Source organism: Acetomicrobium sp. S15 = DSM 107314, assembly GCF_016125955.1.
Taxonomy (GTDB): Bacteria; Synergistota; Synergistia; order Synergistales; family Thermosynergistaceae; genus Thermosynergistes; species Thermosynergistes pyruvativorans.
The window spans coordinates 1-269 of record NZ_JADEVE010000138.1 but is presented as its reverse complement, the minus strand read 5'-3'; the positions used below and the strand labels follow the sequence as shown (position 1 = coordinate 269).

1 pseudogene is annotated in these 269 nt (G+C 52.8%); it reads left to right on the top strand.

Going from position 1 to position 269, the window contains the following annotated elements:
• Window positions 1-269, top strand: a pseudogene (locus EZM41_RS03450) (TatD family hydrolase); the annotation flags it as partial.

The following is a 269-nucleotide window of genomic DNA, read 5'->3' as shown; positions in this document are numbered from 1 at the left end:
CACGCACTGCCATTTGAACATGCCTCAGTTTAAGGGGCAAATTGAGGCGATAATCGACGAGGCCAAGGCCGTTGGGGTTGAACGTTTTGTATCTGTAGCCTTCGATGAGGCTTCCAGCGATGAGATCGTATCGCTATCCGGACGAAGCCTGGCAGCCGGAGATCCAGTCCGCCTATTCCTTGAATCGGTTGCGGCAATTATTACCCAGCAGCGGGTATTGATCGATTTCGCGGCGAAGCAGAATCTGCTGGCTTATTCGTCTGGTGACT